2 protein-coding genes are annotated in these 717 nt (G+C 67.2%); both read right to left on the bottom strand.

From position 1 onward, the window contains the following. A partial coding sequence (locus tag JHD80_RS27080; protein ID WP_199093666.1) for an FAD-binding oxidoreductase occupies positions 1-300 on the bottom strand: 300 nt, incomplete at its 3' end. Beyond that, positions 297-717: amidohydrolase family protein (locus JHD80_RS27075; protein WP_199093664.1), on the bottom strand; the 421-nt coding region annotated here is incomplete at its 5' end. The genes JHD80_RS27080 and JHD80_RS27075, both read right to left, overlap by 4 nt.

The following is a 717-nucleotide window of genomic DNA, read 5'->3' as shown; positions in this document are numbered from 1 at the left end:
GGAGAGATCGAGCAGCACGCCGCCGGAGAGCGGCATCGCCTGCCCGTAATTGCCGGTGCCGGTGCCGCGCGGCGTCACAGGAATGCCGAGTTCGTGGCAGGCGGCGAGAACCTGCACGACCTCGGCCTCGCTCGTCGGCGAAACGATGATATCGGCCACGACATGATCGAGCTGGCGTTTCAGGATCGGCGAGTACCAGAAGAAGTCGCGGCTCTTCTGCTTCACCAGCGCCGGGTTCTCCTCGGTGCGGATGCCGTCGAGGCGGGTCTTCAGCAAGGCGATGTCGTAGCGTGCGGTCATGATGCTCTGCCCATCAGATGGTCGAGTTCGCGGTAGTCCGGCAAGGTCCGGTCGATCGCCCGGCCGGAGACCAGCACGCTGCGGTCGGCCTGCGGCCGGGAGAAGAGTTCGGTCCAATCGCGCGCCCGCGTGAGGATGAGATCGGCCGGCGCACCCACAGTGATGACGCCGGCTTGAACACCCATCGTCTGTGCCGGCGTCCGCGCCACCGCATTGGCCCAGTCCAGCCCGGAGTGATCGAGCTGGAGGATGCGCGTGCCCTCGCGCAGCACCTCGACGAGATCGAGATCGCCATAGGCATAGAACGGGTCGCGCGTGTTGTCGGAGGCGATCATCACCGGCACGCCGGCAGCCTTCAATTCATGCAGCGCCGTGACGCCGCGCCAGCGCGGCGTACGGCCTGGCCGCCGATCCTGG

The organism is Allobosea sp. ASV33 (genome assembly GCF_016428755.1).
GTDB lineage: Bacteria > Pseudomonadota > Alphaproteobacteria > Rhizobiales > Beijerinckiaceae > Allobosea.
The sequence above is the reverse complement of the archived record's forward strand: the minus strand, read 5'-3'. Positions and strand labels throughout refer to the sequence as shown.